At 65.5% G+C, this 235-nt stretch carries 1 protein-coding gene; it reads left to right on the top strand.

Annotated features, from left to right (window positions below; all coding sequences use genetic code 11):
- On the top strand, positions 1-235 hold a 235-nt coding region (locus AC0IW7_RS25035), incomplete at both ends, for a 3'-5' exonuclease (protein ID WP_471821559.1).

Genomic DNA, 235 nt, shown 5'->3' with positions numbered 1-235 from the left:
CAGTAAAGGGCTGGAATACCCGTTGGTGTTCTGCCCGTATCTGTGGAATGGCCGGCTGCTGGGGCCGCACAAAGACAGCGCCACCTGCCACGACGAGCACGGCCAGCCGATGCTCGACATGGGCAGCGAACACCTCGACAGCAACCTGCAGCGCGCCCGCGAAGAAGTGTTCGCCGAGCAACTGCGTCGGGCCTATGTGGCGCTCACCCGCGCCCGCGATCGCCTGTGGTTGCAC

Source organism: Pseudomonas sp. AC229 (genome assembly GCF_979254655.1).
This window is presented reverse-complemented; position numbering and strand designations above follow the sequence as displayed.